This window comes from Rheinheimera sp., from assembly GCF_030690345.1.
Classification (GTDB): domain Bacteria; phylum Pseudomonadota; class Gammaproteobacteria; order Enterobacterales; family Alteromonadaceae; genus Alishewanella.
Map to the genome: position 1 here is coordinate 271,331 of NZ_JAUYGV010000006.1, position 24,305 is coordinate 295,635.

25 protein-coding genes and 1 tRNA gene are annotated in these 24,305 nt (G+C 50.8%); 21 read left to right on the forward strand and 5 right to left on the reverse strand.

Annotated elements, in window-relative coordinates; genetic code table 11:
* Positions 1-60 precede the first annotated feature (60 nt).
* The gene (locus Q8O77_RS05810) at positions 61-963 is read right to left on the reverse strand and encodes a LysR family transcriptional regulator (protein ID WP_305551907.1); all 903 of its coding nucleotides are present in this window, start codon (positions 961-963) and stop codon (positions 61-63) included.
* Between the two features lie 137 nt (positions 964-1,100).
* Here Q8O77_RS05810 and Q8O77_RS05815 point away from each other — a divergent pair, with 137 nt between their 5' ends.
* The 3 genes from Q8O77_RS05815 (at position 1,101) to Q8O77_RS05825 (ending at position 4,678) form a co-directional block, all read left to right on the forward strand.
* A complete protein-coding gene (locus Q8O77_RS05815) occupies positions 1,101-1,943 on the forward strand; it encodes a type 1 glutamine amidotransferase domain-containing protein (RefSeq protein ID WP_305551908.1) in 843 nt (280 codons plus the stop codon).
* 27 nt (positions 1,944-1,970) lie between these two features.
* Positions 1,971-3,125 (forward strand): iron-containing alcohol dehydrogenase, encoded by a 1,155-nt coding sequence (locus tag Q8O77_RS05820; protein WP_305551909.1) that lies wholly within the window; start codon positions 1,971-1,973, stop codon positions 3,123-3,125.
* 191 nt (positions 3,126-3,316) lie between these two features.
* Positions 3,317-4,678: a M24 family metallopeptidase gene (locus tag Q8O77_RS05825; RefSeq protein ID WP_305551910.1), complete on the forward strand. Its 1,362-nt coding sequence runs from the start codon at positions 3,317-3,319 to the stop codon at positions 4,676-4,678.
* Between the two features lie 206 nt (positions 4,679-4,884).
* On the opposite strand, the gene Q8O77_RS05830 is transcribed toward Q8O77_RS05825, so the two are convergent.
* A complete protein-coding gene (locus Q8O77_RS05830; protein WP_305551911.1) occupies positions 4,885-5,616 on the reverse strand; it encodes an SDR family oxidoreductase in 732 nt (243 codons plus the stop codon).
* A 150-nt stretch (positions 5,617-5,766) separates the two neighbouring features.
* On the opposite strand from Q8O77_RS05830, the gene Q8O77_RS05835 reads away from it, so the two are divergent.
* The 3 genes from Q8O77_RS05835 to Q8O77_RS05845 all read left to right on the forward strand — a co-directional run bounded on the left by Q8O77_RS05835 (position 5,767) and on the right by Q8O77_RS05845 (position 8,184).
* Positions 5,767-6,654 carry an AraC family transcriptional regulator gene (locus Q8O77_RS05835; protein ID WP_305551912.1) on the forward strand — a complete coding sequence of 296 codons (888 nt, stop codon included), beginning with the start codon at positions 5,767-5,769 and terminating at the stop codon, positions 6,652-6,654.
* Positions 6,655-6,807: 153 nt separating this feature from the next.
* On the forward strand, positions 6,808-7,188 hold the full coding sequence (locus tag Q8O77_RS05840) for a PA2779 family protein (protein WP_305551913.1): 381 nt from the start codon (positions 6,808-6,810) through the stop codon (positions 7,186-7,188).
* A gap of 6 nt (positions 7,189-7,194) precedes the next feature.
* Positions 7,195-8,184 carry a PA2778 family cysteine peptidase gene (locus Q8O77_RS05845; RefSeq protein WP_305551914.1) on the forward strand — a complete coding sequence of 330 codons (990 nt, stop codon included), beginning with the start codon at positions 7,195-7,197 and terminating at the stop codon, positions 8,182-8,184.
* Positions 8,185-8,194: 10 nt separating this feature from the next.
* On the opposite strand, the gene Q8O77_RS05850 is transcribed toward Q8O77_RS05845, so the two are convergent.
* A tRNA-Leu gene (locus tag Q8O77_RS05850) sits at positions 8,195-8,281 on the reverse strand.
* A gap of 250 nt (positions 8,282-8,531) precedes the next feature.
* On the opposite strand from Q8O77_RS05850, the gene Q8O77_RS05855 reads away from it, so the two are divergent.
* The 14 genes from Q8O77_RS05855 to Q8O77_RS05920 all read left to right on the forward strand — a co-directional run bounded on the left by Q8O77_RS05855 (position 8,532) and on the right by Q8O77_RS05920 (position 21,407).
* Positions 8,532-10,466 (forward strand): methyl-accepting chemotaxis protein, encoded by a 1,935-nt coding sequence (locus tag Q8O77_RS05855; RefSeq protein ID WP_305551915.1) that lies wholly within the window; start codon positions 8,532-8,534, stop codon positions 10,464-10,466.
* 2 nt (positions 10,467-10,468) lie between these two features.
* On the forward strand, positions 10,469-11,191 hold the full coding sequence (locus Q8O77_RS05860; protein ID WP_305551916.1) for a DUF5020 family protein: 723 nt from the start codon (positions 10,469-10,471) through the stop codon (positions 11,189-11,191).
* Positions 11,192-11,482: 291 nt separating this feature from the next.
* The gene (gene leuA, locus Q8O77_RS05865) at positions 11,483-13,060 is read left to right on the forward strand and encodes a 2-isopropylmalate synthase (protein ID WP_305551917.1); all 1,578 of its coding nucleotides are present in this window, start codon (positions 11,483-11,485) and stop codon (positions 13,058-13,060) included.
* A 2-nt stretch (positions 13,061-13,062) separates the two neighbouring features.
* Entirely contained in the window at positions 13,063-14,151 is a 1,089-nt protein-coding gene (gene leuB / locus Q8O77_RS05870; protein ID WP_305551918.1) for a 3-isopropylmalate dehydrogenase, read from the forward strand.
* A complete protein-coding gene (gene leuC, locus Q8O77_RS05875; protein WP_305551919.1) occupies positions 14,151-15,587 on the forward strand; it encodes a 3-isopropylmalate dehydratase large subunit in 1,437 nt (478 codons plus the stop codon). The genes leuB and leuC overlap by 1 nt, the downstream gene beginning before the upstream one ends.
* Complete coding sequence (leuD, locus tag Q8O77_RS05880) at positions 15,584-16,186, forward strand: 3-isopropylmalate dehydratase small subunit (RefSeq protein ID WP_305551920.1); 603 nt, start codon at positions 15,584-15,586, stop codon at positions 16,184-16,186. Before leuC ends, leuD begins: the two co-directional genes overlap by 4 nt.
* Before the next feature lie 317 nt (positions 16,187-16,503).
* Complete coding sequence (locus tag Q8O77_RS05885; protein WP_305551921.1) at positions 16,504-17,121, forward strand: HNH endonuclease; 618 nt, start codon at positions 16,504-16,506, stop codon at positions 17,119-17,121.
* Complete coding sequence (locus Q8O77_RS05890; RefSeq protein WP_305551922.1) at positions 17,114-17,527, forward strand: hypothetical protein; 414 nt, start codon at positions 17,114-17,116, stop codon at positions 17,525-17,527. Before Q8O77_RS05885 ends, Q8O77_RS05890 begins: the two co-directional genes overlap by 8 nt.
* A 140-nt stretch (positions 17,528-17,667) precedes the next feature.
* Positions 17,668-18,798, forward strand: coding sequence for an alpha/beta hydrolase (locus Q8O77_RS05895; RefSeq protein ID WP_305551923.1), 1,131 nt, complete (start codon positions 17,668-17,670; stop codon positions 18,796-18,798).
* 64 nt (positions 18,799-18,862) lie between these two features.
* Positions 18,863-19,249, forward strand: coding sequence for a DUF6152 family protein (locus tag Q8O77_RS05900; protein WP_305551924.1), 387 nt, complete (start codon positions 18,863-18,865; stop codon positions 19,247-19,249).
* A 6-nt stretch (positions 19,250-19,255) separates the two neighbouring features.
* Positions 19,256-19,732, forward strand: coding sequence for a DUF6644 family protein (locus Q8O77_RS05905; protein ID WP_305551925.1), 477 nt, complete (start codon positions 19,256-19,258; stop codon positions 19,730-19,732).
* Positions 19,733-19,850: 118 nt separating this feature from the next.
* Complete coding sequence (locus Q8O77_RS05910; RefSeq protein WP_305551926.1) at positions 19,851-20,192, forward strand: gamma-glutamylcyclotransferase family protein; 342 nt, start codon at positions 19,851-19,853, stop codon at positions 20,190-20,192.
* A complete protein-coding gene (locus Q8O77_RS05915) occupies positions 20,185-20,745 on the forward strand; it encodes a uracil-DNA glycosylase family protein (protein ID WP_305551927.1) in 561 nt (186 codons plus the stop codon). The genes Q8O77_RS05910 and Q8O77_RS05915 overlap by 8 nt, the downstream gene beginning before the upstream one ends.
* 161 nt (positions 20,746-20,906) lie before the next feature.
* Complete coding sequence (locus tag Q8O77_RS05920) at positions 20,907-21,407, forward strand: DUF2059 domain-containing protein (protein WP_305551928.1); 501 nt, start codon at positions 20,907-20,909, stop codon at positions 21,405-21,407.
* Between the two features lie 105 nt (positions 21,408-21,512).
* Here the strand turns inward: Q8O77_RS05920 and Q8O77_RS05925 are convergent, their stop codons facing one another.
* Complete coding sequence (locus Q8O77_RS05925) at positions 21,513-22,463, reverse strand: hypothetical protein (RefSeq protein ID WP_305551929.1); 951 nt, start codon at positions 22,461-22,463, stop codon at positions 21,513-21,515.
* A gap of 162 nt (positions 22,464-22,625) precedes the next feature.
* Between Q8O77_RS05925 and Q8O77_RS05930 the strand changes: the two genes are divergently transcribed.
* Positions 22,626-23,258 carry a trimeric intracellular cation channel family protein gene (locus tag Q8O77_RS05930; protein ID WP_305551930.1) on the forward strand — a complete coding sequence of 211 codons (633 nt, stop codon included), beginning with the start codon at positions 22,626-22,628 and terminating at the stop codon, positions 23,256-23,258.
* On the opposite strand, the gene Q8O77_RS05935 is transcribed toward Q8O77_RS05930, so the two are convergent.
* Positions 23,224-24,297, reverse strand: coding sequence for a PepSY domain-containing protein (locus Q8O77_RS05935; protein ID WP_305551931.1), 1,074 nt, complete (start codon positions 24,295-24,297; stop codon positions 23,224-23,226). The two genes, Q8O77_RS05930 and Q8O77_RS05935, sit on opposite strands and share 35 nt — an antisense overlap.
* Positions 24,298-24,305: the final 8 nt, after the last annotated feature.

Here is a 24,305-nt window from a genome sequence, read left to right on the forward strand (position 1 = left end):
CTTAACAAATACTTGCTGCTAAGTGTATCGCAATTTGCGTGGTTTTCGTTGGCAAAGCGGTTAGCCGGCGGCATATTTATTTAAATTGGCAAAGGCCATCAGTATGTCTTTGGCGTAGCTGACTCTGGGGTGTTTCAGTGCGCCCTTGCGCCAAACTAAATAAATAAAGTTTTCCGGCCCGGGCTCGCCAATGTGCACCAGCTCGCCGGCGGCTATGGCATCGCGGCATAAGTAATCCGGTAGCACACTGTAACCGATACCGGCCTTCACTATGCCGGCAATGGCACGAATGTCGGGGCAAATGGCAGCGATCGGCGACTGACAACTTTCATTAAACACGGTATTAAAGTAATGCCGGATCAGTGGCAGGGTTTGGTCATAACTGACCACCGGATACAGCCGCAGCCGCTCTGCACTAACGGCTTGCTGCGACAAATGTGCACCGGTAAAGCGGTTGGCCACCAGCATCAGTCGTTCGCTATCAATAATCTGGTAGTCATAGACTGCCGGATCCGGAGTTGAAGCAGTAATAGCCAGCTCTGCGGTGCCGTCGGCTAACAGCTGGTAAATACGCTCTTTATTGCCGATATGCACTACCAGATTTACCTCACCGGCTTGCAGTAAGTTCGCAAACTGCGCTCCGGCAATATGGCTGATATATTCCGCCGGGCCGGCAATATTTAAGGTGCCGTATACAGCATTGCTGCGGTTACGCACCGAGGCCAGTTTTTGCTCTACCGCATCCAGATGAGCGGACACCTGCAGCGCTAAATCGTGTGCCGCCGGTGTGGCTTCTACGCCGCGCGCTTTGCGTTCAAATAAAGCAAAACCCACCAGTGATTCTATGCTTTGAATATGTGCCGTCGCCGCCGGTTGCGACAAGCCTAAGTTAGCGGCGGCTTTGGTAATAGTGCCGCAGCGATACACTTCCACAAAGGTACGTAACTGCACAAAATACGACATAAAGCCCCAAGCCATCAGAAATGTGATGGCTGATAGTAAAAGAGCTGAGTTCTAACTACAAGCGAAACGGCCTAAGCTGGCCACCGTTATCCAGCGCTGAGCGTCAGCTTAGCCCTACCCCTGATGAGGAAAAATTGATGATTAAGCAAACTCTGTTAGCAGTGGCCCTGCTGGGCACTTTTAGTCAAACGGTTGTCGCGGCCGACAGCAAAGGCCAGATTTTGGTGTTGTTATCCAGCGAAAGTCAAATGCAACTGCAGGATGGCAAAACCCTGTCTACCGGCTACTACCTGAATGAATTTGGCGTACCGGCCGATGCTTTTATTAAGGCCGGCTACGAGCTGGTATTAGCCACGCCAAAGGGTAACGCGCCGGTGGTAGATGCAAAGTCGGTAACGGTGCAGTATTTCGCCGGTGATGTAGCTGAAATGCAACGTATCAGCCAGGTCGTTGCAGCTATCCCTGGTATTGACGATACGCTGTCATTAAAAGAGGTAATCGACGGTGGTTTGGCGCAATATGAAGCGGTATTTATCCCGGGTGGCCATGCGCCCTTGATCGATCTGGCCAACAATCCTCAGGTGGGCACTATTCTGACGCATTTTAATGCTGAAGCTAAACCTACCGCAGCCATTTGTCATGGCCCGATAGCGCTGTTATCAGCGCAGCAAAATCCGCAAGCTTTTCAGCAGGCGTTGATACATCAAAGCGAGGCTACGGCCAATAACTGGATTTATGCCGGCTACAAGATGACGATTTTTTCAGACGCCGAAGAAACCGTATTTGAAGGCTCATTAAACGGCGATAAGTTGCAATATTACCCGGGTAAAGCCATGCAACAAGCCGGTGGTGCTATGCAATACAGCGAAGCCTGGACACCCAATGTAGTGGTGGACCGCGAGCTGATCACCGGGCAAAACCCGTTTTCAGATAAAGCGTTGGCGCAAGCTGTGCTAGCGCAACTGCAACAACAGCGTTAATTGCCTAAAGCGAATACCGGAGTAGCTATGTTGAATTTTAATTTTAAAAATCAAACCGAAATCTTATTTGGCAAAGGCCAGATTAAAGAAGCGAAAAGCCGTTTAGCCAAAGATGCCAAGGTGTTGCTGTTATACGGTGGTGGCTCAATTAAACGTAACGGTGTGTACGACGATGTGGTAACGCTGCTGGATGGCGTTAGTTATCACGAGTTTGGTGGTGTTGAACCCAACCCGACACTCGAAACCCTGATGCAGGCGGTAGAGTTGGTGCGGGCGGAACAGCTTAACTTTATTCTGGCGGTTGGCGGCGGCAGTGTAATTGACGGCGCCAAGTTTGTTGCGGCAGCAGCGCATTTTGACGGCGAGCCGTGGCATATTCTGGCCAAAGGCGCTGCTTTTACCAGCGCGTTACCTATTGGTGCTGTGTTAACCCTGCCGGCCACCGGCTCAGAGAGTAACGGTAATTCAGTCGTTACCAACAAAGCCACGGCACAAAAGCGCGCCTTTGGCTCTGATCTGGTGCAACCGGTATTTGCCGTGCTCGACCCGGTGTACACTTTCTCGTTGCCGCTAAAGCAAGTCGGCAATGGCGTGGTAGATGCCTTTGTGCATGTCATAGAGCAGTACCTGACCTACCCGGTAAATGCGCCACTGCAGGACCGCTTTGCCGAAGGTATCTTGCAAACGCTTATCAGTGAAGGGCCAAAAGCGCTGGCCACGCCGGAAGATTACGACGTGCGCGCCAATGTAATGTGGTCTGCTACCATGGCGTTAAATGGTTTAATTGGTAAAGGCGTGCCGCAAGACTGGGCCACGCATATGATTGGCCACGAGCTAACGGCATTGTTTGGCTTGGATCACGCGCAAACGCTGGCCATCGTATTACCAACTTTAATGTACGTGCAGCGTGAGCAAAAGCGCAAAAAGTTGCTGCAGTTTGGCCAGCGCGTATTTAATATCAGCAGTGGCACTGAAGATGAGGTTATCGACAAAACCATTAAAGCCACCCAGGACTTTTTCGAGCATATGGGTGTAAAAACCCGGCTGTCGGATTACAACCTGGCAGAGGCCGATATCGATAAACTTATCGCCAACCTCGAGCGCAACGGCATGACTGCGCTGGGTGAGCATAGCGACATTGATTTAGCCAAAGCCCGGCAAATTCTCACTCTGGCGCTGTAACAACAGCCCGCGTAATCTCGTTCTACTAAAAGCGGCCATTACTGGCCGCTTTTGTATTCCGGGAAAGTAAGTTATTTGGGGGCAAATTTACTTGTTTTCGCCGACCTGGCGCCATATTTGCGCTGTCGTTGACTTGCGCCTTTCGGTTATCTGGCTTACAACAGATAAAACAACAAAAACAGGGGATTCAGATGAACGTGCATATTGCAGCAGTTGTATCAGCACTGCTTACAATCGGTGTCTGCCAGGCGAACACTGCAAGTTTTGCTCAGGGACGGCAGTTGGTAACAGCAGACGACTATCAGGTACTGTCGCCGCGCCAGCGCATAGCGCCGGAAAACCAGATCCTGAACCAGCGACTGGAGCAGCTGTTGCCACAACTGATGGCCGAATCTGAGCTTGATATGTGGTTGGTGATTAACCGCGAATATGCAGAAGACCCGGTGTATTTTACCCTGGTGCCGCAACCTGCCTTTGCCGCCAGGCGCACTACTATGCTGCTGTTTAGCCGTCAGGCCGATGGCAGCGTAGAAAAATTATCAGTAAACCGGTATCCGCTGGGGGCGCCTTATCTCCAGGCATGGGCCGGTGGTGACTTAGCTCAACAGTGGCAGGCACTGGCAGATGAGATTGTAAAGCGGGCGCCAAAACGGTTGGGTATAAATGTGTCTGAACACTGGCCGGTAGCCGATGGCTTAACTTCCGGCCTGCATCAGCAATTGCTGAAGGTACTGCCTGCGGAGTACCACAACCGTTTGGTGCCGGCAGAAAAGTTGGTGATCCGCTGGCTGGAACAGCGAACAGATGCCGAGTTAGCGCTGTATCCGCAGGTGGTGAGTTTGGCCCGCGCAGTAATCGCTGAAGCCTTTAGCAACAAAGTGATAACGCCCGGCGTAACCAGCACAGACGATGTAGCCTGGTATATCCGTGAGCGCTTTGAGAAACTGGATTTGCCGGTCTGGTTTATGCCATACGTTAACCTGCAGCGCGCCGGCCAAGCCTGCGAAGCCGATAGTCCGTCTTGCGGCGGTAGCGGCATTATTCAGCGTGGCGATGTGCTGCACACTGATGTCGGTATTTGTTACCTTAAGCTGTGCACTGACACCCAGGAAATGGCATACGTGCTGAAAAACGCCGAAACCGATGCGCCAGCCGGGCTGAAAGCCGCACTGGCCACGGGTAATCGCTGGCAGGACTTGTTAACCGGCGAATTTAAAACCGGCCGCAGCGGTAATGCCATTCTTGCCGCTACAAACAAGGCGGCTGTTCAGGCTAAAATAAACCACAGCACCTACACCCACGCACTGGGTTTTGTCGGCCATGCCCCCGGGCCAACTATTGGCATGTGGGATAACCAGGGCGACACCCCGGTGCAAGGTGATTGGCCGTTGCACGCTAATACCGCTTATGCCATAGAAGGCAATATTAAGCAGGCGGTGCCAGAGTGGAGCAAGCAGCTGGTACAAATAAAGCTGGAACAAAGCGCTTATTTTGATGGCAAGCAGGTTATTTACCTGGCCGGCCGGCAAACGCAGTGGCACCTGATCCGCTAAGTTAGTCTGCAATGTAAATATTGATATCAGCGGCTGTTCAAAAGACAAGTCTATCGCCAATCTCGAGCGCAACGGCATGACCGCCTTAGGTGAACATGCTGATATTGATTAGCCAAAGCACGGCAAATTCTAACGCTGGCGCTATAACGGCAGTTTGCTTGCAAGAAAAAAACCGGCGGCGTAGTGCCGCCGGAGTTTTAGTCAGTCTAATAGCTGGCTTGAGTGGGCTGTACTATCAGCTCATCCACATTAACATCGTCCGGCTGCGCAATCGCATAGGCAATAGCGTTAGCAATAGCCTCGGGTTTTAGTGCCACTTTACGAAAATCTTCCAACCAGGCTTTTGTTGCGCTATCTGTTGTGGTGTGGGCCAGCTCACTTTCCACTACGCCGGGCGAAACGGTGGTAACCCGCACCTTTTTCGTCTCTAAGCGCAGGCCGTTTGAAATGGCGCGCACCGCAAATTTAGTGGCGCAATACACCGCAGCGGTGGGGAACACGTTATGGGCAGCGATAGAGGCCACATTAATAATGTGCCCGCCGTGCTGTTCCATTGATGTTAAAACAGACTCAATGCCATTTAGCACACCTTTAATGTTAACGTCGATCATCTGGTTCCATTCGTCTGCTTTCAGCGCTGCCATCGGTGACAGTGGCATTAAACCGGCGTTGTTAACCAGTACCTCAATCGGGCCGAATTCCTCTGTTACCGCAGCAACCACCGCTTTGAAATTGTCGCGTGATGTCACATCCAGCGCATAGGCTTTGGCAATGCCGCCATCTTGCTTAATTATCCGGGTAAGTGCTTCAAGCCGATCAATGCGACGGGCGGCAACAATAACCGTATGCCCGGCTTTTGCCAGCACTTTAGCAGTGGTTTCGCCGATGCCACTGCTGGCGCCGGTGATCAGAATTACTTTGGCTTTATTAGTTGTCATAACAAGACTCCTTTATGGATAAACAGGAAATACTGCTGGTTAAATACGGGTTGCCCCGATGCCTGTTATGCTAACGGTATGAAGTGCTGTTATGGATACCCAAAGTTACGGTATCATTGCCTGATTATCCAACTTGTGCAGGTGAAAGACATGGAGGACGCTATGCTGCGGCAAAAACTGTTACAGCTGGTGCAGCAGGTTGCAGTGAACGAAGGCTTAAACAGCACAGCTATACCGAATGTGCTTTGCTATAAAATCTGCCGCCCCGGGGTTACGATGCCGGCAGTTTATGAACCTTGCTTGTGTATTATTGTGCAAGGCCGTAAAAACGTGCTGCTTGGCACCGATATGCTCAGTTATGGCGAACTGGAATTTCTTATCGCGTCAGTAGACTTGCCGATCCTTGGCACTGTGATGGAAGCGTCAGAGCAGCGGCCGTATTTTGTTATTCAGATAAATATTGATGTCCGGCTGCTTTCAGAGCTGCTGCTGCAAATGCAACATCTGGCTGTCGCCAACAAAACGGCGAAAAGCGGCCTGTTTATCGGCCGGGTAGATCGGCAAATGGGCGACAGCCTGCTGCGCTTATTTGCGTTACTGGAAGAACCCGACGATATTCCGGTGTTAAGCAGGGCGCTGATCCGCGAGATGCACTACCGCATGCTGCGCAGTAATTATGGCCGGGAAATTGCGCAGATTTCGCTAAAAGGCACACCGACCCAACGTGTCTCTGTCGCCATTCAAAAGCTGCGCCGTGATTATGCGCAAGCGGTAAAGATAGAGGAGCTGGCGGACCTTGCCGGTATGAGTGTGTCCTCTTTTCATGTGCATTTTAAATCTGTAACAAATATGAGCCCGTTGCAGTTTCAAAAATCAGTCCGGCTGGTGGAGGCGAGAAGCTTAATGATCTCACAGCAGCTGGATGCTGCCAGCACGGCGTATAAAGTCGGTTACGAAAGCCCGTCTCAGTTCAGCCGCGAATATGCGCGCATGTTTGGTAACCCGCCGGCACGCGATATCGCCGGAATAAAGCTGTGACATGTTGGCGCGCCAGCTCCGGTCGGTACCATTTGCTCTGTTGCATAGGGCAGCTATATCGTCTACTCTCTGAGACTCTGCATATTTAATAATCAATGTTGTAAATCTCCAAACGAAGTTTGCCCGAAAAACAATTAGTTCAAGGATATATCCATGACGAATAAACTTATAACAGCCAGCATCCTGAGTATGATGTTGATCTTCGGTCTGGGCCAGGCAACAGCAGGGGTATACAGTTCAGAGCAAGTTATTGCTGACCAACAGCACCATTACAACAAACAACAGGTATTGGCTTTTGTCGACACTGCAGAAGTACAGAGCAAGCTGATGGAACTGGGTGTAAGCCCTGATGATGCGAAGCAACGTATTGCCGCCATGACTACGGCAGAGTTGGATGCCTTAAACAACGAGCTTAACGATATGCCAGCAGGTGGTATTGTGGGTGTTATCGTAACTGTGTTAGTGGTAGTGGCACTGCTGGACCTGATGGGTATTACTGACGTTTATCCTTTTATCCGCCCAATCGGTTCGTAGTTTTTTATGCGTTTCCTATGGCAGGCCGGCCTGTTGGCTGGTCTGTTACTTACCCTGACAGCTTGTCAAACCCCACCGCAAACTAAACAATTATTGGCCGCACCGCCTGATATTGTCCGCCAGCATGTTATTGCACAGGTACCGTTTTATCCTCAACAGCAATATTTTTGTGGCCCGACTACCCTGGCTGAAGTGGCCGGTTTTTATGGTCTGGAGAAAAGTCCGCTCGATATTGCTCCGGGCACTTTTATTCCCGGGCTGGAGGGTACGCTGCAAATTGAGATGGTAGCCGCTACGCGGCAACTTGGCTTGGTAGCATATGAGCAAAAGCACGCCAACATGAGCCAGTTGTTAAGCCTGGTGGCAGATAATATTCCGGTGATTGTACTGCAAAACAATTCTATTGCCTGGTTGCCGCAGTGGCATTATGCCGTGGTAATTGGTTATGACATTGATACTGCTGAAGTGATTTTACATACCGGAGTCACACAAGCGCACCGGCTTAATTTTGCTACCTTTGAGCGCACCTGGCAGCGCGGAAACCATTGGCTGTTAGCCATGTTACCCGGCGACAAAACCAGTGCGCAGCTTGATCCCTTCTTATTTACTAAAGCCTGCCAGGATTTACTCAGCACCCGGCAATCCGACGCTGGCGTTGCGGCGTTGATAGCCGCAACCAGACAATGGCCGGACTACTGGTTACCCTACTTTTTACTGGGTAATCATTATTTTTCCAGCCAGCCTGTCATTGCAGCCCGATGGTTTGCTCAAGGCCTGCCTTTTGCGCAGCAAGAAGTGTCGTATCTGAATAACTACGCCGTGCTGTTAACTGAGCTTGGTTGCCACGCTAAAGCCACAGAACTGATTGTCGCGGCACTGCAGATAGCGCCGCAAGACAGCAATTTGTTGGATAGCGAACAGCAAATTCACGCGGCTAAGGCCCGGAATAGTAAAAATGAGTTTTTGTGTCAGGTAGAAACCGGCGACTGGAAATAAAGCGGATAAATGGTGCCCGGGGCCGGACTTGAACCGGCACGCCCTTTCGAGCGAGGGATTTTAAATCCCTTGTGTCTACCGATTTCACCACCCGGGCAGAGTCGTTCGCGTAAATGCGCTTGGTAAGACGGCGCGCATCTTATGTAACCTTGCAACAATATGCAAGTGATTTTCTACTTCAGGTATTAGTGTTAACTACTAATGCCGCATTTTTGTTAGTTATATTTCAAAGCTTTATTGATTTGCGCTGCTATGCTTATTTTCACAAGTTGTGTTTAAGTCGCAGTCGGTTAACGTCGCGTTGCTACTAAAACTTTGTCGTCCTGCCTGCATCTGATGGAGCAACCATGCACCAATTTAAACTGCGTACGGTATTTATTGCCTTTGTTGGCCTGGCGTTGGCGTTGCTAACGCTGGTTGCCACGCTGATCAATATTAACCAGTTTTCCGGCCTGTATTACGGCCAGACAGAAACCGAATATTTGCCTAACAGTGTCGGCCGTATTGGCGAGCAGGTGCGGTCAGAGCTGATGTACCCGATTACCTTGTCGGAAAACCTGGCCGGCAACAGCTTATTGCACCACTGGATGCGTGAAGGCGAAACCGCCGCGGCGAATCATGCTCAGGTATTGCGCTACTTTAAGCAGCAGCAACAGGACGCCGGCGCGTCGACGCTGTTTTGGGTGTCGGACTACAGCAAAACCTATTACACCGAAGGCGGCGTGTTTAAGACTATTTCAGCCAGTGAGCCACGTGACAGCTGGTTTTTTACTTTTTTAAACGGCAACGCTAACCGCGAACTGGCGATAGATGCCGATGAGCGCAGCGGCAAGCTGACGCTGTTTGTCAATGCTGCAGTTAAGGTAGAGGGCAAACGTGCCGGTGTGGCCGGGCTGGGTTATGACGTCTCGGCCATCGCCAGCCTGGTATCGGGCTATAAACTGGGCCAAAACGGCTTTTTGTTTTTGGTCGACGCCAACGGCATGATAGTGGTGCACCGCAACCTGGCGCTGGCGCGGCAAAATATTCAGCAGTTGCCGCAATATCAGGCTGTGGCGCAACAAATTAAGCAGCACAGCACCGGCTTTAGCCTGCAGCAAACCGAACTGGATAATGAGCCGGTGTATATCGGCGTACAGGATATTCGTGACACCGGGCTTAAGCTGGTGGCGGTGTTGCCGTCGGCGGAAATCAGCGGTGCCATTAACAGCGTGATCTCGTTTTCGGTACTTGCCAGTATTGTGCTGGCCGGCATATTTATTGCGCTGACAGTGGTGTTTGCCAACTCGTTGAGCAACTCGATTCGGCAAGTGGGAGAAAACCTGCTGCAGATGTCGGGTGACGGCGGCGACTTAACCAAACGACTGGACGACAGTCACGACAACGAGCTGGGTCATTTAGCTAAAGGCTTTAACGCCATTATTGGCAAAATCCGTGAGCTGGTCGCCGAGATACAGCACACTGAAACCGCAATGAAAGCCGGTATTGAACAGCTGGCGCAGCTGGCCAACGACACCTTTAGCTCGACTGAATTACAGCGGGCGCAAACTGATCAAGTGGCCACTGCTATTACTGAAATGGGCCAGACTATTGCTGAAGTGTCCGGTATTGCCCATCGCACCGCCAATGATACCGAAGCCGCTGTGCACGACACTCACAGTACCAATGACAATATGGCGCTGACATCGCGCACCATGCAGCAGCTGAATACGGTAATGGGCGATATTGAAACAACCATTGTCGATTTTGCCAACCAGGCGGCCGCCATTAACTCGGTGGTTGAAGTGATTAACGCTATCTCGGAGCAAACCAACTTACTGGCATTGAACGCGGCAATAGAAGCCGCACGCGCCGGAGAGCAGGGCCGGGGTTTTGCCGTGGTGGCCGATGAAGTGCGTAATCTGGCCAAACGTACTCAGGAGTCGACGCTGGAAATTCGCGACCAAATTACGCGGCTGCAGCAAACGGCACAGCAATCTACCGCAGCTATTCAGCAGGGCACGGCCAGCAGTAAGCAAGTTGCAGAGCGTACAGAACAGTCGGCCGCAGCACTGCTGAGTATTAAACAAAAATTTGAAGCGATCAGCGCCGGAAATCATCAGGTTGCGGCCGCGACAGAAGAGCAGGGTACAGTGGTAGAGCATATTAACGAGTCGGCACACTTAATCTCCGACAGTGCCGCCAGCATCCACCATAACGCCGAACAACAACTTAAAGCCATTAGCTTGCTGCAACAGCGGGCAGAACAACTGCGTACTCTGGTTACGCAGTTTAAGGTGTAAGAATGAAAACACATACTGTATTACTGCTGGTCGTGTTCAGTAGCCTGCCACTACAGGCTGAGGTGCTATGGCAGGATTTCAGCGTGACTTATTTAAACGGCAGCAACTACCGCGTTGATGGCCCGGATAAACAGGTGCTGACCTTTGAGCATGTTGCCGGTGCCAGCTGGGGCGACAGTTTTTTCTTTCTCGACCATCTGCGTGGCGATAACGGCAGCCGCAGCAACTATGCCGAGTGGTCGCCCAGGCTCAGTTTGGGCAAACTGCGCGATAAACCAATGCAATTTGGCGTGATCAAGGACGTGCTGTTTACCAGCACAGTGGAGATGTCGTCACTGAGCACGCATTTATTATATGGCGTTGCCACCGATTTAACCGTGCCGGGGTTTAATTACCTTAACCTGAATTTTTACCGCCGCAATAACGATGGTGTAGCTGACAACTGGCAGCTTACCACTACCTGGGCGGTGCCATTTAGTTTGGGCAAGCAGCAGTTTTTATTTGATGGCTTTATGGACTGGAGCAGCGCTACACAGGAGCAGAGTGCCAGTATGAATATGACATCGCAACTAAAATGGGCGCTGCATCCGTTGTTTAACTGGAAATCTAAACTGTATGTCGGCGTGGAATATGTCTATTGGCGCAATAAATACGGTATTGCCGACAGCCCGCAGTTTCGCACGCACGAGTCGAATATCAACCTGCTGGTAAAGGCGCATTTTTGATTATTTTTCCATTTAGCCATCTATACTGTTGCAGTTAAAAAATAACCATGCTATTACTATTGGCGTTTTGCTAACCAAAGTAACCAACAGAGCAATCAATGAATTTAAACCGTCGCGTTTCTACAATTAGCCTCCTCGTGCTCCTCACCGGCGCGCGGGGTGTCGCTTATTGGTAAAAACGTAACGAACCGATAAAGCTAAAACCCCGTGCCACTGGCCGGGGTTTTTTGCATTTTAAGCCCCCGCCACAGGTTGCAACCTAAACCGAGATAACGGAACAGGACAAACACGATGAGCGGCGACAATAAAATTTGGATCTTTGACACCACCTTACGCGACGGCGAGCAGGCCTTGCGCGCCAGCTTAAGCCAGAAGCAAAAAATTCAACTGGCGCATGCTATTGCCAGGTTAAATGTCGATGTAATGGAAGTGGGCTTTCCGGTCTCCAGCCCGGGTGATTTTGACTCAGTGCAGCGCATTGCACGCGAAGTAAAAGGCCCGATAATATGCGGCCTGGCCCGTGCTGTCAGTGCCGATATCGAGGCCTGTGGCGAAGCGTTAAAAGATGCAGAGCGCCGGCGCATTCATACCTTTATCGCCACCTCGCCGCTGCATTTACAGTATAAACTGCGTAAAACCCTGGCCCAGGCCAGTGAGCAGGCGGTGGCGGCGATTAAACTGGCCAGCCGCTATACCGACGATATCGAGTTTTCCTGTGAAGATGCCGGCCGCACGCCAATTGACGATTTATGCTGGATAGTTGAGCGCGCCATTGCTGCCGGTGCTACCACCATCAATATTCCGGATACCGTCGGTTACACCATCCCGAACGAATTTGCAGCCATTATCAGTACCCTGCGTAACAAGGTGCCGAATATCGATAAAGCCCGCTTAAGCGTGCATTGCCATAACGATTTAGGCTTGGCAGTGGCTAACAGCATCAGTGCTATTCAGGCCGGCGCGCGGCAAATTGAATGTACGGTAAATGGTATTGGTGAGCGCGCCGGTAACTGTTCGCTGGAAGAAGTGGCGATGATTATCAATACCCGCAAAGACGTGTTGGCGCCGCTGTATACCGATATTAAAACTACTGAAATTTACCGCAGCAGCCACCTGGTTAGCCAAATTTGTAATATGCCAATCCAGCCGAATAAAGCCATTGTCGGTGAGAACGCCTTTGCCCACAGCTCCGGCATTCACCAGGACGGTGTGTTAAAAGCACAAAACACTTATGAAATTATGGCACCGGAGCAAGTCGGCATTCGCCAGAACGAGCTGAACTTAACCTCGCGCTCGGGCCGGCATGTTATTTCACACCGCTTAGCCGAATTAGGTTATACCGACGGCGATTATGACTTAGAAGCGGTATACAAAAGCTTTGTTGCGTTGGCCGACCAAAAAGGCCGGGTGTTTGATTACGACTTAGAGGCGCTGGTGTTTTTTGAAAACATGCAGGAGCAAAACGACTACTACGCGCTGGAGTTTTTAAGCTCGTCCACCCATACCGGCCATGTGGCAAGCGCTACTGTGGGCCTGCGCTGTGGCGATAAAGTTTTTACTGAAGCGGCTACCGGCAATGGCCCGGTTGAGGCGGCCTTTAGTGCTATTGCCCGCATCAGCAAACTGAATATTAAGATGGTCGACTTTAACCTACAGGCCAAAGGCAGCGGCGAAGATGCGCTGGGGCAGGTGGATATTATTGCCGAGCATGAAGGCCGTCGTTTTCATGGTGCCGGTTTGGCTACCGACATAGTGCGCAGCTCGGTGCTGGCCTATGTGCATGTGCTGAATATGATCCAGCGTGCGCAAACCATTGACGCCCATAAACACGCCCGTCAGAACACCAACAAGATTGCCGCAGGGGAATAGTAATGAGTACACAGAGCAACAAGCATTATAAAATCGCGGTATTAGCCGGTGATGGTATAGGCCCGGAGGTAATGGCCGAGGCGGAAAAAGTGTTACAGGTAGTGGCGGATAAATTCCAGTTTGGCTTAACGTTAACACCGGCGTTAGTTGGCGGCGCTGCCATCGATGCCACCGGCGAGCCCTTACCGGCGCAAACCTTGTCGGTATGCCAGCAAAGCGACGCCATTTTATTTGGCTCGGTCGGCGGGCCAAAGTGGACCGGTTTAGCCCCGGATAAACAGCCTGAACGCGGCTCCTTGTTGCCACTTCGTAAAACCTTCGATTTATTCTGCAATTTGCGCCCGGGGCAAATTTACCCGGCCTTTGCCGACTTATCGCCGCTGCACCCGCGTGTCAGCAGTTTAGGCATGGATGTACTGTGCGTGCGCGAGCTGACCGGCGGCATTTATTTTGGCGAAAAAGGCCGCAGCGATACTGATGCCTTTGATACCCAGCGTTACAGCGTGGCGGAGATTGAACGTATTGCCAAAGTAGCCTTTGAAGCAGCAACAAAGCGCAGCAATAAGGTCACTTCTATTGATAAAGCCAATGTGCTGCAAACCAGTATTTTATGGCGCGAAACCGTAGAGCGGGTGGCGAAAGACTACCCGGGCGTAACGCTGGAGCATATGTATATCGATAACGCTGCTATGCAGCTAATTCGCAGCCCACAGCAGTTTGATGTATTGCTGTGCGACAACCTGTTTGGCGATATTTTATCTGATGAAATCGCTGCTATTGCCGGTTCGCTGGGCCTGTTGCCTTCGGCCAGTTTAAACGGTAACGGCTTTGGCTTGTACGAGCCGGCCGGTGGCAGCGCGCCGGATATTGCCGGCAAGGGCATCGCCAACCCGATAGCACAAATTTTAAGTGCCGCTTTAATGTTGCGCTACAGCTTTGGCGAAGAAGACGCCGCCCGTGCTATTGAGCAGGCGGTGCAGCACTGCCTGGAGCAGCACATAGTTACGCGCGATATTAATCCGAAATCCACTTATGGCACGGCAGCGGTTGGCGCTGCCATTGTTGCCACTTTGCGCCAGGAGCAAAACTAATGGCCCATGATTCTTTCGCAAAAACGCTATATCAAAAAATCTACGCCAGCCATGTGGTGGGCAAGCTAAACCCCAGCACCGACCTATTGTATGTTGACCGGCATTTAATTCATGAGGTCACCTCACCGCAGGCGTTTTCCGGTTTAAAGCTGGCGAACCGCAGCGTGCGCCGGCCGGATTTAACCTTTGCTACTATGGACCATAATGTGTCAACGCAGCGCCGCAGTATCGACGCCGCCGGTGAGACTTCGCGCAAGCAGCTGGAGGCCTTAGCCGCCAACTGCGAAGAAAACCGTATTCCGCTGCTGGATTTAACCCATCCGGATCAGGGCATAGTGCATGTGATTGGCCCCGAGCAGGGTTTAACCCAGCCTGGCATGATTATCGTCTGTGGTGACTCGCACACCTCTACCCACGGCGCCTTTGGCGCGCTGGCCTTTGGTATTGGTACTTCAGAGGTAGAGCACGTACTGGCGACGCAAACACTGCCGCAGCAGCAGGCAAAAACATTAAAAGTGGAGATTAATGGCGAGTTAAGCGCCTATGTTACGCCAAAAGACGTGATCATGGCGGTAATAGGCAAGCTGGGTACTGCCGGTGGGAATGGTTTTGTCGCTGAATTTAGCGGCAGTGCTATCCGCGCCATGAGCATGGAAGGACGGATGACGCTGTGCAATATGAGCATTGAAATGGGCGCTAAAGCCGGGCTGATTGCACCGGATCAAACTACTTTCGATTACATCAAAGGCAAGGCGCATGCGCCCCAATCACAGCATTGGGATGCCGCCGTACAGTATTGGCAAAGCCTGTATTCCGATGCCGATGCGCTGTTTGATCAGGTGGTGAAGATTGATGCCGCTGCTATTACGCCGCAAATTACCTGGGGCACTAACCCCGAGCAGGTAATGGCAGTGGATCAAAGCGTACCCTCACCAGATAGTTTTACTGATGCCACCAAGCGCGACGCCGCTGAACGGGCGCTGGCCTATATGGGGCTGGAGCCCGGGCAAAAGCTGACCGACTGCAGCGTGGACGTGGTGTTTATCGGCAGTTGCACCAACAGCCGGATTGAAGACCTACGCGCTGCCGCAAGTGTGGTGCAGGGCAAAAAAGTCGCTGCCGGCGTGCGCGCCTTAGTAGTACCGGGCTCAGGCGTGGTAAAACGCCAGGCTGAGGCTGAAGGCTTAGCCACGATTTTTAAAGACGCCGGTTTTGAATGGCGGGAACCGGGTTGCAGCATGTGCCTGGGTATGAATGATGACAGAGTGGAAGCCGGCCAGCGCTGTGCTTCTACGTCAAACCGTAACTTTGAAGGCCGTCAGGGCCGCGGCGCGCGCACCCATCTGGTTAGCCCGGCGATGGCCGCTGCAGCGGCGATTGCCGGTAAGTTTGTTAATATTGCCGCTGTTGCCAATGCAAAAGGAGATCAGGCATGAGTAAGATTTTTGCACAGGGCCTGGTGTGCCCGCTGGATAAAAACAACGTCGATACCGACCAGATTATCCCCAAGCAGTTTTTAACCAGTGTCAGCCGTGACGGCTTTGCCGAGGCAATGTTTTATGACTGGCGTTATCTGGCCGATGGTGCGCCGAACCCGGATTTTGTTGTTAACCGGCCGGAGTATAAAGGCGCCAGTATTTTGCTAACGCGGGCTAACTTTGGCTGTGGCTCCAGTCGCGAACACGCGCCCTGGGCGATTAAACAGTATGGCTTTACCGTGATTATTGCCGAAAGCTTTGCCGATATTTTCTTTAATAACAGCGTTAATAACGCCATGTTGTTAATTCAGCTGAGCAAAACCAATATCGACTTACTGTTTAACCGCTGCCAGCAAGGCCCGCAGCAGTGGCAAATTGACTTAGCCAGCCAGGAAATTATGTTCGGCAATAACGCGGCGATGGGCTTTAATATCGACGCCGATATTAAACAGCGGTTGTTATCCGGGCTGGATTTTATCGGCAGCAGCGAGCAGTTAAATTCGCAAATTGCCGACTACGAACAAAGCCGCAAAGCCAGCCAGCCCTGGTTGGGGTAAGCGAATGCTCTGTCAGCTGCGATCCAACGGGCTGACAGTTAACAAAAACACCTCAGCGGCATATCTGCCCTGAGGTGTTTTTTTATATTGTTGCCTGTGCTATCTACCTGCTATAAATTAGGGACTTAAAGCCGCGTTGCGCAGAAATATCACGCACAACCGCCGAAATATAGTGCATGCTTGTTTTTCCAGACTGTGACAATGGAAGTTGAAGATTTATGGTTATTTTTCAATAAATTATCAATTTCTGCTCCCTCTATCGGAATTGAGAAAACGAGCATGCTCAAGAATAAAATGTTAGGCATTCAGGAGGCTTCATGGTTGATTTGCAGTTTAAAAAATTTATGGCGTTTGTCAGATTGCAATCTAATAAAAAACTGCCAACTATCGGTGGGAAAAGTACATTTACTGTTGAAGTGGTTGGTGATGGTTTTGTGTTTACTCCAAACAGTTCGGGGACTCGCAGAAAATCAAGTAATGCCAAACTTTTTTTTGAGCGACATCGAGCGAATGGCTCATATAAAACAACAGATTACTCAGAGAAATCTGTAAATGCATCTTACTATTTATCACTGCTGAAAAGCTTTTATGCAGATAATAATAAAGTTGTAGAATTTGATAGTGTTAATTCCCCTAAAGCGATAGAAGGCTATCTGATAGATTTCCAATACTTTGAACGTAAGAGGAATAAAAACTTAGCTGATGAATGCAAGAAGAGGGATGATTATAAATGCCAAGCATGTGGATTTAAGCTAAGTGTTAATGGTAAATATGCAATTGAATGCCATCATAAGTTTCCACTTTCAGAGTCTGGGGAAACTACAACTCAACTAAGTGATTTGATATCACTATGTCCAACATGTCATCGTTTAACTCATTTACGACAACCAGCACTGTCTATAACTGAGCTTAAAAGGATGCTAAAGCATGCCTAACAATCGGCTGTTGTCGCGCCTTCGGCGCTGGGACGGCCTTTCCGCTGCGGCGCGGCTACAAGTCCGCCCCAAAGCCGGGCGTTATTTACCCGAGTTACCCATGAAGAATTTCTATTTTAGAAAGACAAATATACCTGAATTAAGCCTTTACTCTCAAAGTCAGCAGACTGAGATTCTAAAATCTATTGAGCCTCATTGGTTGGAGGTTGTAATTTTTTATACAGGTATAATTTTAACAATGTGGCTTGGTAAAGTAGTAGGTTTGATTGTATTTTCAAATACGAGCAATTATTGGTTGGCTGCAATCGCAAGCGGCTCTGCTGTTGCCGCTTTTTACTTTTTCTACGAGTTTATTTTATTGAATTTTTTCACTCGCCAAAGGGTTCTGGCAAAACTTGGCAACTAACAGAGGTTATCAGAGCCTCGCCCTTTGGGCGCTCGACTTGCAACAAGTAGCTCGCGCGTGTGGCGGGCGTTAGCGCTAAAATCGTTTCAAGTTCTAATCGCGGGTGACATGTTCAGTTTTTAAAATTAAACGGAATAATAATGAAAAAAACAATTTTTGCTTTAATGCTGCTTATTTTGGGGATCCACTGCAGTACTTGGGCAGCGGGGAATTACACTGAAATTCAACAGCTGGTGATTGACAGCACGGTGCTGGCAGAACAGCGTAACCTGGTGGTGTATCTGCCTGCGGGTTACCAAAACAATAAAGACCGTTTTCCGGTTTTATATATCACCGATGGCGATATACAAGGGCCTCATACGGCCGGCACTTTAGATTACCTGGCAAAATTCGATCAAACGCCAAAGATGATCGTCGTGGGTATTGTGAACCCGCCGCAGACTCGTGTCAGAGATCTGACTGTTACGGGTGCAGATAAGCAAAACACACAGCAGTTAGACAATGCAGATCGGTTTTTAGCCTTTATTGAGCAGGAAGTTATCCCTTTAGTTAAACAGCGATACCGTACTCTGGATTATCAAGCGCTGTCCGGCACCTCACATGGTGGTCAGTTTGCTATTAATGCACTGGTAAAGCGACCCGGGTTGTTCAATGGTGTTATAGCTATCAGCCCGTCTTTATATTGGAATAAAAATCAAATGCTTGGGTTGTCAGAAGCTGCTTTGAAGAGCCGGCAGCTGCAGGGGCGTTTATATGTTTCTATTGCCAATGAAGAGTCGACAATGACAGAACCCTTTCAGGGATTTGTCGAATTGACGCAACGTTACCCAACTGAAAAGCTGGCAGTGGTGAGCCAGACTTTTAGCAACGAAACTCATAACACAACAGTGTTGCAAGGGCAGTACTATGGTTTAAAACACTTATTCTCAGGTTGGGCCATCCCTGAATCGCCGCAAACCTTAGCCGATTTGCAGACTAACTTTGAGAAGCGTTCGAAGCTGCTAAATACTCCGATGGCTATTCCTGAAGACAGAGCCGCTGGATATGGCCAATGGTTACAATACTTAAACCGGCAGGATGATGCGTTGGCACTGCTCAAGTGGAATCGAAAAACTTATTCTCAATCCTTAAACGCACATGCCGCCTTAATAAAGGCCTACCTGCATTTTAAATTAGCGGATGATGCTAAAGCAGCACTTGAAGATGCAATTAAATCTATCGATGGGCTAAGCGCTGAACAAAAAGCACAGCTTGAAGGTTTATTTACTTAGCATGGCAATACCCTGTCAGCTTTGTATACTTAAGGCCGGTTTATGTTAGCGGCGGGGTAAATATATGCGTAGCAAAAACACGGCAATTACGGTTATCAGCGCTCTGGCGGCGCTACTGCTTTGGTTACCTGAAGCAGCAGCCCACCACGGTTGGAACTGGACCGAAGACAAACAAACAGAAATGACCGGCACTATCACCGAGGTTTTTATCGGGCCGCCTCACCCCCGGCTGATGATTGAGACCGATACCGGCCGCTGGCAGGTGGATTTAGGTAACCCGCGGCAAACTAAAAGTGCCGGTTTTGTTGAAGGTGAGGCCAAAACAGGCGACCAGGTACTGATTCGTGGCCACCGCTCTGCCAACAAAGCTGAACATATTATCAAAGCGGTACGTGCCACTATTAATAACAAGCAATATACCTTTTATCCGGAACTGCTGCGTGAGGACTAAGCTGTAATGCTGACGGCGTTGTTTCTGAGTTTGGCAGATACAGCATTAGCATCGGCATTGCGTCAGTCGGACATCGGCTATCCGCTGGTAGCCTCAGCACATATTCTGGGCCTGGCTTTGCTGGTAGGCAGTATCGTCACGCTCGACTTACGTATTTTAAACATCATTAAGCGTGGCAGCCTTAGCGAACTGGCACCCCTATTAAGCTCGGTTGCTGCGGGCGGGTTTATGTTGGCAATACTAACCGGGGTGCTGTTATTCAGCGTGCAGCCGGCACACTATCTGGGCAACAGCGCCTTTTTGCTAAAGCTGGCCCTGATCAGTCTGGCGCTGCTTAATGTGGCACTGGTACATAACCTGGCGTGCTGGCGCGCTATTCTGGCTGGCCAGCCAGCCACTTTACCGCTGAAACTCAGCGCCTTTATCTCGCTTACGCTATGGCTTGCCATTATCACTGCCGGCCGTTGGATCGCCTTTGTTTAGCGTTGACGCTAGATGCCGATTTGCAGCCGGGAAGGAGCTGTACCTTCGCCCAGTGCGGCAGTAAACTTATCGCACTCAACACTCAACACTCAACATTCAACACTGAGCAAGGTTAACCATGGCCAAACTATTCTCTTACGGCACTTTGCAGCAAAAAAACGTCCAGTTAGCCAACTTTGGCCGCGAGCTAAGCGGCAGTAAAGATATTCTGCAGGGCTATATTATCGGCGAAGTTGAAATTACTGACGAACGGGTGCTGCGCGAAAGCGGCAAGGCATTTCACCCGATTCTGCGATTTAGCGGCAATATTACCGATGAGGTGCCCGGCACCGTATTTGAGCTAACCGATGCTGAATTAGCGCAAGCAGACGACTACGAGGTTGATGCTTATGTGCGGGTAAAAGCGACGCTGAAGTCCGGTACTGAGTGCTGGATTTATGCGGCGGCTGAGCATGCTTGACGATGTACGGTGCTGCAGCTTGTGTGCAGCGCATTTACCGCTGGGGCCGCGGCCTATTTTGCAGTGGCACCCGCAAGCCCGCATTTTAATTGCCGGCCAGGCGCCGGGGCTAAAAGCACATGAGGCCGGTGTGCCCTTTACCGACGCCAGTGGCGAGCGTTTACGTGGCTGGCTGGGCTTAACGGCGGAGCAATTTTATAACCCACAGCTGGTGGCAATATTGCCAATGGGCTTTTGTTTTCCCGGTAGCGGCAAAAGTGGCGACCTGCCGCCACGGCCGGAGTGTGCGCCAGCGTGGCGCCAGGCGCTGCTGCAGCCGTTAAAAAATCTGCAACTGACGCTTGTGATTGGTAAATATGCGCAGGCCTGGCATTTGCCTGATAATAAAACATCGCTTACCCAAACCGTGGCGGCCTGGCAGCAATATTTACCGCATATCATCCCGCTGCCACACCCCAGCCCGCGTAATAATATCTGGCTGAAACGCAACCCGTGGTTTGCAGAGCAGCTATTGCCAGAGCTAAAGGCGAGAGTTAACGCTGTGTTGTCATAGCCGGCCGGTGAGTTGTGCCGGCCTGCACGGGAGACTCAACGTCATGGCGCTATAATGTTGTCGTGCTAAACTGGCATTGGTCGCCGGCCAGAAAAGCAGTCATTGTGCCGGAAAAGCTGTTTTATAGCTTGGTTATATGAATTTTACGCTAAGGAAGTCACATGAAAAAATTGATTGCAGGGATTTTATGTCTGGTAATGCATACGTCAGTTTATGCTGAATCAAGCAACAGGCAGAGCATAGAAGAGCTGCTGCAGCTAACGAACGCAGATTCAATGCTTGACGGTATCTATACCCAAATGGATCAAATGTTTGCTGGTATGGGACAGCAGATTGGCGTAAAGCCGTCTGAACAGGATATTTTTGATAATTTTATGCAGCAAGTTGGCGCTGTAGTTAAAGAAAAGATGTCTTGGGCAAAAATGAAAGACCCGATGATAGATATATATTTAAAGCACTACACTGAAAAAGAAGTTCAAGACATGCTGATTTTCTATCGTTCTGCAACGGGACGTTCACTGGTGGAAAAAATGCCGGCAATAATGAGTGAATCTATGATGCTTTCGCAAAAGATGATGAAAGATGTGATGCCGGAAATTCAACAACTTAGTGCTGAACTTAAACAAGAGCTGACGACGCGTCGTAGTAAAGAACAAAGGTAAAACTCTGCATAGGCGCCAGATACCACTAAGCGCAGGGTAACAGTGCGCTTAGCGGTAACAAACTTATAGCTGCATAGCAGAGTCTTCCGGTTTGATACTGCCGGCTTAGTTAGCTTTCAGTTGCAGGTTGGCGTATTCGATAATGGCTTCCGGCGTATCCAGCCCGGCTATCGGTTCACCGGTATACAGCTTTTCAAACTGTAACGGCTCGGCAAAGTTAAAGCTCAGTTCCAGCTTGCCGGGGTTATTGACAAAGGCTGTCAGGCTGTCTTTCATGCTCTGTGGTAATGGCTCCAGCATGGCAATATTCATCAGTGCCATACCTTTAATGGTGTCCAGATCCGGTGCCTGACCTTGCTCTGCGGCCATGGCAACGGTGCGCTCAATAAAGCCGTTGTTTTCAATAGTAACCGTGCCTTTGCTTAGTGCGCCGGTAACCAGTTTGGCCAGCATTTGCTCCATATAGGCATCATCGCCTACCAGTTCTTGTTGCTGCTCCGGCGGTAACTCGCTCAGCTCGCGCGCGTATTGCCAAAACTGCTGCATTTGCGCCAGGGTAAAGTCATAGCCGAGGCTGAATTCGTCGTTAATACGGGTTTGTTGGCTGAATAACAGCTGGCCGTCGGCCTGATATTCGTAGCTGTAATCACCATGCAGCGCCACGCTTTGCAAAAAGGCGCTGGCTTGCGGGGGCAGCATTTGTAACACGGCCGGGGCGGCTTTGGCGCCAATCATTTGCATGCTGCCTTTATCGGCCAGGCCCTGCGGTTTAACGCCTTTGGCAGTGATCAGATCGACGGTAGCAACAGTGCCCATTTCACCGAAAGATACCTCCAGGCCGCTGATGCTATAGCTGGACGTCAGCACGTTGGCCGATACATCCTTATAGTTCAGTTCAATTTGCGGCATCAGCCCGCTATCGGCCACGTCGCGGTAGCTTTGGTTAGCTTGTGCTATTTGCTGCTTGATGGCGTTTTCTGCCTGGCCATTGGCATAATACAGAGCGCCGCCGGCAGCTGCCGCTACTACAACCAACGCTATCACTGACTTGTTCATACTCATCCTTTAGGTGTGTTTGTTAATAAAACGGCAAAATGTTAACACATGCGGCGCTGGCCGAATAGTAAACACAGCGGCTTTTTTATAGTAAGGCGGCCTATTTACGCTGTTTCTAAAGCCTGTTAATTTGGCGGCTTAAACTAAGCGGCGGCGGCAGATATGGAACACTATTTTCATTGGTTTGATTTACTCGGTATCGCCGTCTTTGCCGTGTCCGGCACTCTGGCCGCCTGGCGCAAACAAATGGACGGTTTTGGCGTAATAGTATTGGCCAGTGTCACCGCTATTGGCGGCGGTACGCTGCGCGATTTAATCCTTAATGTCCCGGTGATCTGGATCAATAATAACAGCTACTTTTACGCTATCTTTATCGCTGCCGCAGCCACCATCTTACTGGTGCGCAACCGCTTAACCATACCGCATAACACCCTGCAATTGTTTGATGCGCTGGGGCTGGCGTTCTTTGTCATTATGGGCACGCAAAAGGCGCTGGATCACGGTACTTCCACCATGGTGGCCATTTTGCTCGGCACCATGAGCGGTGTCTGTGGCGGTATGATCCGTGATGTATTGTGCCGCGATATCCCGATGGTGTTTCGCGGTGAGCTATACGCGGTAACCTGCATCTTCGGCGGCGTGGTGTACACCGGCCTGCTGGCATTAGGTGTTGCGCAGTTGCCGGCCATGCTCAGCGGCATGGCAGCACTGTTGCTGCTGCGCTTAGCGGCGATGAAATGGCAGCTAACCATACCGGTATTCAGCAAGCATCATAACGAGCTGAACGAGCCTTAAGCCGGCGCCAGCTGAACAACAGCCCCAATAGTAATAACGCCAGGCTAAGCACGCCGGTTAGCAGCAACGCCAGCTGATACAAGGTGCCGCCCACCGCAGCGATATGCAGCGGGTAAAAAATGTTACGCAACCGCTCTGCCATTGCCAGCTCTGCCGCCGGCACGGCGTACAGCACGCTGTTATCCAATGGGTTAAGCTGCAGCACGCCACGGCCATTCGGGTGCCATTCGTCGCGGGCTTTGGCGCGAAAACTTATCGGATCAGTGTTTTTTTGCCGCAGGCTTACCAGCCGCAGTGCCTGCACGGGCCAATGCTGCTGTGCGCTTTGTAAGGCGGCGGTCCAGTTGGTGGCACTAAGCGGTGCCGGCGCAATATTGCGCAGCGGTTGTGCCGGCGGGGCAGAGGGCGGTACTAAGGTATGCAGTACGCTTTGCGTTTGCTTACTGAACACCATCATGGCGCCGGTGGCACTGGTTAGCAGCAATAGCGGCAACAGCAACAGTGCCAACACACTATGGTACTGGCGTAAGCTGCGCAGGTTGCTGTCCGGGCGTGGCAGATAAAACAGGCGGCGGCTGAAGCGGCGCGGCCACCATTGCCACAGGCCACTAAGTAACAGCAGCAGGCTAAACAGGCCGATCACGCCGTTTGCGGTATGGCCGGTTTCGCCGCCAAGCAAATGCAAATGAAAGTCGTACAGCCAATCCAGCCAATCGCTGTGCACGCGGCGGGTTAACAGCAGCTGGTGCTGCTGATTGTAATAGTGACGCTGGTTATCGAACGTCACGGCTTCCAGCCAGAGCGCATCAGCGGCGGGGAATTTTACATAACGAAACTCTGCATCTTGCTGCAACTGGTTAAGCAGCGGCCCCCAGTGGCTGATATCGGCCACCGCTTGGATCTGCTGCAACTGCGGATATTGCCAGCGCAGCAGCGGGTTTTTATACAACAACACCGCGCCGCTAACACAGAGCAATACCAGCCAGATGCCCAGCACCCAGCTTAGGTAGCGATGCAGCCGTGCCGCGGTGAAGGCCATTTAAAATA

What these genes read in the sequence shown, in the direction of transcription:
- Q8O77_RS05810 (WP_305551907.1), bottom strand. Translation starts at nt 963, where the DNA reads ATGTCGTATTTTGTGCAGTTACGTACCTTTGTGGAAGTGTATCGCTGC.
- Q8O77_RS05815 (WP_305551908.1), top strand. Translation starts at nt 1,101, where the DNA reads ATGATTAAGCAAACTCTGTTAGCAGTGGCCCTGCTGGGCACTTTTAGT.
- Q8O77_RS05820 (WP_305551909.1), top strand. Translation starts at nt 1,971, where the DNA reads ATGTTGAATTTTAATTTTAAAAATCAAACCGAAATCTTATTTGGCAAA.
- Q8O77_RS05825 (WP_305551910.1), top strand. Translation starts at nt 3,317, where the DNA reads ATGAACGTGCATATTGCAGCAGTTGTATCAGCACTGCTTACAATCGGT.
- Q8O77_RS05830 (WP_305551911.1), bottom strand. Translation starts at nt 5,616, where the DNA reads ATGACAACTAATAAAGCCAAAGTAATTCTGATCACCGGCGCCAGCAGT.
- Q8O77_RS05835 (WP_305551912.1), top strand. Translation starts at nt 5,767, where the DNA reads ATGGAGGACGCTATGCTGCGGCAAAAACTGTTACAGCTGGTGCAGCAG.
- Q8O77_RS05840 (WP_305551913.1), top strand. Translation starts at nt 6,808, where the DNA reads ATGACGAATAAACTTATAACAGCCAGCATCCTGAGTATGATGTTGATC.
- Q8O77_RS05845 (WP_305551914.1), top strand. Translation starts at nt 7,195, where the DNA reads ATGCGTTTCCTATGGCAGGCCGGCCTGTTGGCTGGTCTGTTACTTACC.
- Q8O77_RS05855 (WP_305551915.1), top strand. Translation starts at nt 8,532, where the DNA reads ATGCACCAATTTAAACTGCGTACGGTATTTATTGCCTTTGTTGGCCTG.
- Q8O77_RS05860 (WP_305551916.1), top strand. Translation starts at nt 10,469, where the DNA reads ATGAAAACACATACTGTATTACTGCTGGTCGTGTTCAGTAGCCTGCCA.
- leuA (WP_305551917.1), top strand. Translation starts at nt 11,483, where the DNA reads ATGAGCGGCGACAATAAAATTTGGATCTTTGACACCACCTTACGCGAC.
- leuB (WP_305551918.1), top strand. Translation starts at nt 13,063, where the DNA reads ATGAGTACACAGAGCAACAAGCATTATAAAATCGCGGTATTAGCCGGT.
- leuC (WP_305551919.1), top strand. Translation starts at nt 14,151, where the DNA reads ATGGCCCATGATTCTTTCGCAAAAACGCTATATCAAAAAATCTACGCC.
- leuD (WP_305551920.1), top strand. Translation starts at nt 15,584, where the DNA reads ATGAGTAAGATTTTTGCACAGGGCCTGGTGTGCCCGCTGGATAAAAAC.
- Q8O77_RS05885 (WP_305551921.1), top strand. Translation starts at nt 16,504, where the DNA reads ATGGTTGATTTGCAGTTTAAAAAATTTATGGCGTTTGTCAGATTGCAA.
- Q8O77_RS05890 (WP_305551922.1), top strand. Translation starts at nt 17,114, where the DNA reads ATGCCTAACAATCGGCTGTTGTCGCGCCTTCGGCGCTGGGACGGCCTT.
- Q8O77_RS05895 (WP_305551923.1), top strand. Translation starts at nt 17,668, where the DNA reads ATGAAAAAAACAATTTTTGCTTTAATGCTGCTTATTTTGGGGATCCAC.
- Q8O77_RS05900 (WP_305551924.1), top strand. Translation starts at nt 18,863, where the DNA reads ATGCGTAGCAAAAACACGGCAATTACGGTTATCAGCGCTCTGGCGGCG.
- Q8O77_RS05905 (WP_305551925.1), top strand. Translation starts at nt 19,256, where the DNA reads ATGCTGACGGCGTTGTTTCTGAGTTTGGCAGATACAGCATTAGCATCG.
- Q8O77_RS05910 (WP_305551926.1), top strand. Translation starts at nt 19,851, where the DNA reads ATGGCCAAACTATTCTCTTACGGCACTTTGCAGCAAAAAAACGTCCAG.
- Q8O77_RS05915 (WP_305551927.1), top strand. Translation starts at nt 20,185, where the DNA reads ATGCTTGACGATGTACGGTGCTGCAGCTTGTGTGCAGCGCATTTACCG.
- Q8O77_RS05920 (WP_305551928.1), top strand. Translation starts at nt 20,907, where the DNA reads ATGAAAAAATTGATTGCAGGGATTTTATGTCTGGTAATGCATACGTCA.
- Q8O77_RS05925 (WP_305551929.1), bottom strand. Translation starts at nt 22,463, where the DNA reads ATGAACAAGTCAGTGATAGCGTTGGTTGTAGTAGCGGCAGCTGCCGGC.
- Q8O77_RS05930 (WP_305551930.1), top strand. Translation starts at nt 22,626, where the DNA reads ATGGAACACTATTTTCATTGGTTTGATTTACTCGGTATCGCCGTCTTT.
- Q8O77_RS05935 (WP_305551931.1), bottom strand. Translation starts at nt 24,297, where the DNA reads ATGGCCTTCACCGCGGCACGGCTGCATCGCTACCTAAGCTGGGTGCTG.